Origin of the sequence: Stenotrophomonas sp. HMWF003 (genome assembly GCF_003061285.1) — a bacterium.
GTDB classification, from domain to species: domain Bacteria; phylum Pseudomonadota; class Gammaproteobacteria; order Xanthomonadales; family Xanthomonadaceae; genus Stenotrophomonas; species Stenotrophomonas maltophilia_AP.
Genome location: NZ_QAIW01000224.1, coordinates 1,242 through 7,386 on the forward strand (window position 1 = coordinate 1,242; position 6,145 = coordinate 7,386).

Below are 6,145 nucleotides of genomic sequence, written 5' to 3' on the forward strand. Positions count from 1 at the left end.
GGTGTTCGTGACCCTGAAGCTGCCGCTGCCGCTGACCGACGTGCTGGTCAAGCAGCTGCGCGACGTCATGGCCGAGATCAAGTCCCACGAGCGCCGCGTGCTGAACCTGGCCACCGTGACCGCGCGCATGCCGCGCAAGGACTTCATCCGCTCCTGGGAAGGCAACCAGACCAACCTGGAGTGGGTGGAAGACGCACTGAAGCGCAAGCAGAAGTGGTCCTCGGCCCTGCGTGACGTCAAGGACCAGATCATCGCCGAGCAGCAGGCCACGCTCGACATCGAAAAGACCACCTGGCTGGAACTGGACGAGCTGAAGGAAATCAGCCGCGCCATGGCCTACGGTGAGGCGCGCGCGCGCAAGGCCAAGAAGGAAATGGTCGAGGCCAACCTGCGCCTGGTGATCTCCATCGCCAAGAAGTACACCAACCGCGGCCTGCAGTTCCTCGACCTGATCCAGGAAGGCAACATCGGCCTGATGAAGGCCGTGGACAAGTTCGAATACCGCCGTGGCTACAAGTTCTCCACGTATGCCACCTGGTGGATCCGCCAGGCCATCACCCGTTCGATCGCCGATCAGGCGCGCACCATCCGTATTCCGGTGCACATGATCGAAACGATCAACAAGTTGAACCGCATTTCCCGCCAGATGCTCCAGCAGTACGGCCGCGAGGCTACGCCGGAGGAGCTGGCCAAGGAAATGGACATGCCGGAAGACAAGATCCGCAAGGTGATGAAGATCGCCAAGGAGCCGATCTCGATGGAAACCCCGATCGGCGACGACGAGGATTCGCATCTGGGCGACTTCATCGAGGACACCAACGTGGAGTCCCCGATCGAGAACACCACCAACATCAACTTGTCTGAAACCGTGCGCGACGTGCTGGCTGGCCTCACCCCGAGGGAAGCCAAGGTGCTGCGCATGCGCTTCGGCATCGACATGAACACCGACCACACCCTCGAGGAAGTTGGCAAGCAGTTCGACGTCACCCGCGAGCGTATCCGCCAGATCGAAGCCAAGGCGCTGCGCAAGCTGCGTCACCCGAGCCGGTCCGAGCAGCTGCGCAGCTTCCTGGATATCGATTGATCGATCCCGGCAGTTCGCGTTGAAATCCGACAGACCCCGCGCAAGCGGGGTTTGTTTTTTGGGGCGGCAGGTGTCGCCGCGTGCGCAGCGGGCCCGCATGCGGATGCGGTAGGATGCGCGTCGCTTTACACCTGTGGATCAATGGAATGACGATGAAAAAAAGCGTGCTTGTCCTTGCTCTGTGCCCCTTCGCCGCGCTGGCCGCGGAGCCTCGGCAGCCTGCCTGCAACGCAGCGGATTTCTTCCAGACCCAACCCGACCTCACGGTCGGCCGCGTCGTGGATGCCGGCAACGTTGCGCTGGTCGGGGAGCGCCCCGGCTGCCTGGACACGCCGCAGGACGGCTGCCGCAGCGGCGATGAAGTCGAACCGGGCAGCAGCCTGGTGATCGGCAGCCGCTGGAACGACTACTACTGCGTGCAGGTGCTTCCCCCCGGCAAGGACGTGGTGGGCTGGGCGCCAGCCGAGCGTGTCATGAAGACCGGGCATATGGCCGAAACCGACTTCACCAGCTGGCTGGGGTATTGGGACGGGCGCGGTGGTCGCGTGCTGGAGATCCGGTCCGAGGGACGCACGCTGCAGATGAGCATGCTGCCACCGGGTGGCAAGGGCGCCGGCAGGCTGATTGGCAGCGCCGAGCCGATGGGTGAAGAACTGTTCCTGGGTGAGGCGCCCTGTGAGGCGCGGGCCTCGCTGCAGGGCTCGAGTTTGGTGGTGACCGACAACGGGCAGTGCGCCACCCCGGCCGACAGCCTGCGGGGCGTTTACGGCAGCCGGGCGGTTGAGGAGCGGCTGGAGCGGCTGATGAAGCGGCTGGAAGACCGGTAGGTCACGCTGATATTACGTTGCGCGTTTCGTAACTTAATTTCGGAGTTACGTACGCCTACGCTGGGATTGAACATATATCAATCAATTACTTATGAATTGATGTGGCTTGCGATCGACCAGAAGTTGGCGTATAGATTCGTAACTTAATTCGTCTCAAAAGCCAAGTCATGGCCCGTCCCCGCACGCTTCAGCTCCAGACGCTGTTCGACAGCCTGCCTGCCGGCGAGGTGGTGTCCGCGGCCGATCTAATCGATCGCCTCGGGGTCACCCGCACTACCTTGAGTCGTCTAGTGGCCGAGGCGGGGGAACGCGTCGTCCGGATTGGCCGCACCCGCGCCACGGCCTATGCGGTCCGGCAGTACACCGCAGCGGGCAGCGAATGGCCGCTGTTCCGACTGCGGCCCGATGCCAGCCTCGAAGAGCTGGGCACGGTCGTGGCACTCACGGGCGACACCTTCCACGTCGCGGTCAACGCCGCGCGCCCGAATCTGACCCGTTCGCCGGACGAGACCGTCGAAGGCCACTTCCCGGGGCTGCCGTGGTACCTGGACGACCTGCGTCCGCAGGGATTTCTCGGTCGCACCTTCGCGCATCGTCGCGGCCGGGATCTGGGCGTTCCCGACGACCTCAACCGATGGCAGCTGGCCGATACCCTGCAGGCGCTGGTGCGTGCAGGAGGGACCGAAATCGGAGATCTTCTGCTCGGCGGCGATGCGGTGGAGATGGCATTGCGCGGGCTCGACGCGCCAGGTGACCGGGTTCCGGCAGGGGAACGTGCACGCCGCTATCCCGAGCGTGCCGCGGCTGCACTGGAAGGCGAAGACGTAGGCTCGTCGCCCGGTGGCGAGCAACCGAAGTTCACCGCCACGGTGGAGCATGACGGTGGCCGCTACGCGGCGCTGGTCAAGTTCGCGCAGCCCACCGCAGGGCAGGCCGCAGAGCGCTGGGCGGACCTGCTGGTCTGCGAGCACTTGGCCCTGCAGTGCCTGCGCGACGCCGGCATGCAGGCGGCAGCCTCGGAGATCCTCCAGACCGACACGCATACCTTCCTGGAGGTGCAGCGCTTCGACCGCACCGTCGACGTGCTCGGGAGGCGTGGTTTCGTCTCGTTGCTGGCGTTGTCATCGGCCTTCGTGGGCGATGTGACCCTGGACTGGGGAACGGCAGGCGACGCGCTGCTGTCGCAGGGCTGGGTAGATCGCGACGCGCAGGCCACCATGGGCAGGCTGCACGCGTTCGGCCGGCTTATCGGCAACAGCGACATGCATCAGGGCAATCTCGGCTTTCACCTGGTCGATCGCGGCCCGCTGGCGCTGGCACCGGTCTACGACATGCTGCCGATGTCACTGGCGCCTTCGCGCACCGGGGTACTGCGCGCGCCCACGCCGCCGGCGTCCGTCGCCCCGGAGCGCAGCGGCCAGCTTGCGCACCTGCAGTGGGCGGCACCGCTGGCAGTGGATTACTGGCAGCGCGTGGCGGGATCGACGCTGCTGCGCTCGGCGGTACTGCGCGAGCTGGCGGCGGAGAACGCACGCCGGGTGCAGGCGATGGGGCAGCGTTTTGGATGATGTTTGGGTGTGCAGTGGAAAGCGTGCAGGGGGCTCCACTACACTGTGCAGCTGCGGGGGCCTATAGCTCAACGGTTAGAGCAGAGGACTCATAATCCTTTGGTTCCAGGTTCGAATCCTGGTGGGCCCACCACATCAGCATCCCGTAGTGCCGCATGTGGGTTGGAATCCTGCCTTAGTCCCGGTCCGAATTCCCAACCTCCCTGACTCATGTCGCCAGTCCATGCAGTTCGCGGTAGAACTGCTCAAGCGCCTTCAGTTCGCCCTCATAGTCGAAGTCTGCGGTCTCCCGCTCCTTCAACCGTTCGAGTACGTCGAAGCGGAGTCCATCCACGCCGCCGCGATTCCACGCGGCTTGCAGCACTCTGTCTGCGTACTTGCCCATCAGCAGTTCAAAGCGAGCGCGATTGAGCGATGCGTCAACATTGCGGCTCGCGCCCAGCAGGAGGTGGCCGCTTTCGCTGTCACGGATGGCATAGATGCCCATGGGTGGGAAGGCGTCGCGCGCCTGTCGTGCGGCCGCGCGCCGCGCCGCGCGCGACACCGGTGTGTTATCAACGTCCATCGTTCCTTTCCTTGTGACGGTAGTAGAGGCCATGCAGCACAAGCATGGTCAGGAATGCGGCAGGGACGGCCCAGAACAGGCCTTCCAGTCCGAGGCGCTGTTCCAGCGCCGCGGCGACCGGCAGCTCGATGCCAAGGATCGCCGCCATGCTCAGGAGCGCCGGGAGCAGCGCCGCACCGCTCGCACGCATCGCGCCCACAAGCACGTTGCTCCATCCGAGTAGCACTACACTCCAGACCACCGTGCGCACGATGGTGACCGACACGTCCAGCACGGGCCCGGGCTCCAGGAAGACGCGCAGCGCAAACGGTGCGAGCAGATGCGCAGCAACCACGAACAGAGTGGTGACCATCGCGTTCACGCGCAGTCCCGTAGCTACGATTGCAGACAGACGTTCCCGCCGTCCCGCGCCGACGGCATGCGCGCTGAAGATCGCGGCGGCAATGCCCAGGCTCATCGCGGGGAACTGCACCCAGCTCAGCACCTGCGTCGCTGCGCCGTAGGCAGCGGTTGCGGTTGAGCCGTGGCGGTTCACAAGGCTCAGCAGCACGATCTCGGCCAGCGCCATCGCCAGCATCTGCAGTGCGGCGGGCACGCCGATCTGCAGCATGCGCTTGGCGACGGCTGCACTGGGCCTGCAGTGCTGCCAGCCCGTGCGAGCGGCAAGCGGATGGCCGTTCCGACGCCAGCGATGCCTCAACACGACCAGCGCGGCAAGCTGTGCGAAGAGTGCAGATATGGACACGCCGGTCGCGCCCAAGGCGGTGTACGCCACCAGTAGCGGCGTGCACACCGCCCCCACCAGCGTCGCAGCGAGCAAAGCCCACATCGGCGAGGTCGCGTCTCCGGAACCGCGGCTCAACGACATGCCTGCCCACGAGACGAATACACAGGGCATCACCAGCAGCATGGCGCGTGCATAGTCGATCGCGGCGGGCAGGATGTCCTGCGGGGTGCCGAGTGCTCGCATCAACCATGGCGCGCACCATGCGCCGACCATTGCGACGACAAGCCCGACGCCAAGCGCAGCCGACCAGGCTGTCGCAGCCACGCGCCGCAGTTGCGTCGCATCCCGCGCGCCCATTGCCTGGCCCGCCAGGATGGTGGCACCGGCACCCAGCCCGATGATCAACGACAGCAGCAGGAAGAACACCGGAAAAAACGACGCCGCCGTCGCGATGCCATGCACGCCGAGCAGGCGTCCGAGCCAGAAAGCATCGAGCAGTCCGCCCGCGCTTTGCATCGCGTGGGTCAGGATCAAGGGTGCCAGCAGTGCGAGGTAGCGCGCACGCAGCGTCGGTACCGGTGCGGTGGAGGGTGGTGCGTCAGACGCGTTCATGCGGCCTTCCTGGCAATCGGGGGCATGCGGGTTCCCACAGCGCTGCGACCCGCGGCCGCGCTCTGGTTGGAAAGAGAAAAAAAAGGGACGCGGCTTAGGCGGGTGCAGGCTCAGCGAACTGCATGACGTACGTCCGCACGTCGTGCGGCCAGGCGACCATCTGCGCCATCAGCCGCTCGTGGTCGTCGGCGAACAGCGCCCGCGAGGCTTCCTCGAAGCCGGGCAGGTCGCCGGCCAGCGTGGACATTGCCTTATAGGCGCGGTCGCGCGCCTGGCGTGCGCGATCGGCGGCACCGCCCTTGCGCCGCGCGTCGTGTACGAGTTTTCGCAAGGCCACCGATGCGCCGCCCGGCTGCGCCGCGAGCCAGTCCCAGTGCTCCGGCAGAAGCGTCACTTCCCGCGCCACGACACCGAGTTTGGGCCGACCACGTCCTTTGGGAGGTTGGGGGGGGGCCACCACGGTGTAGCGTGCTGCAACCGCATCCTCGCCGCCGCGCAGATCCAGATCCACCGCCTGGCCGGTGTCATCGTTCAAGACCAGCGCATGCGTTTCGGGCTGCGTCTGCTGCGCTCGCAGTACGACCACGGCCACCTCGTGCAAGGGGCCGCAGATGAGACGGCGCGTCTCTACAAAGGCGGTATAGGTCGGGGGCGTGGTTCGGTCCATGCCGGAATAATGCCCGGGTAAAATTCAATCGTCAATAACACCCGGATAAATTACACCCTTTCCGGTTCGATCAAGTCCCGTGCAATATCGGAAGC

6 protein-coding genes and 1 tRNA gene are annotated in these 6,145 nt (G+C 65.5%); 4 read left to right on the forward strand and 3 right to left on the reverse strand.

Features of this window, described 5'->3' with window-relative positions; translation table 11 throughout:
• The 4 genes from rpoD to DBR34_RS09070 form a co-directional block, all read left to right on the forward strand.
• The coding region (gene rpoD / locus DBR34_RS22470) for an RNA polymerase sigma factor RpoD (RefSeq protein WP_258223777.1) at positions 1–1,084 on the forward strand (1,084 nt) is incomplete at its 5' end.
• 80 nt (positions 1,085–1,164) lie between these two features.
• Positions 1,165–1,911 (forward strand): hypothetical protein, encoded by a 747-nt coding sequence (locus DBR34_RS09060; protein ID WP_128096549.1) that lies wholly within the window; start codon positions 1,165–1,167, stop codon positions 1,909–1,911.
• Positions 1,912–2,078: 167 nt separating this feature from the next.
• On the forward strand, positions 2,079–3,479 hold the full coding sequence (yjjJ, locus tag DBR34_RS09065) for a type II toxin-antitoxin system HipA family toxin YjjJ (RefSeq protein WP_128096550.1): 1,401 nt from the start codon (positions 2,079–2,081) through the stop codon (positions 3,477–3,479).
• A gap of 57 nt (positions 3,480–3,536) precedes the next feature.
• A tRNA-Ile gene (locus DBR34_RS09070) sits at positions 3,537–3,612 on the forward strand.
• A gap of 75 nt (positions 3,613–3,687) precedes the next feature.
• Here DBR34_RS09070 and DBR34_RS09075 read toward each other — a convergent pair.
• From DBR34_RS09075 to DBR34_RS09085, 3 genes are all read right to left on the reverse strand, one after another.
• Positions 3,688–4,044: a GIY-YIG nuclease family protein gene (locus DBR34_RS09075; protein WP_128096551.1), complete on the reverse strand. Its 357-nt coding sequence runs from the start codon at positions 4,042–4,044 to the stop codon at positions 3,688–3,690.
• Positions 4,034–5,383, reverse strand: a complete 1,350-nt coding sequence (locus DBR34_RS09080) for an MATE family efflux transporter (RefSeq protein ID WP_128096552.1) — start codon at positions 5,381–5,383, stop codon at positions 4,034–4,036. Before DBR34_RS09080 ends, DBR34_RS09075 begins: the two co-directional genes overlap by 11 nt.
• Positions 5,384–5,477: 94 nt before the next feature.
• A complete protein-coding gene (locus DBR34_RS09085; protein ID WP_128096553.1) occupies positions 5,478–6,050 on the reverse strand; it encodes a DUF2239 family protein in 573 nt (190 codons plus the stop codon).
• Positions 6,051–6,145 lie beyond the last annotated feature (95 nt).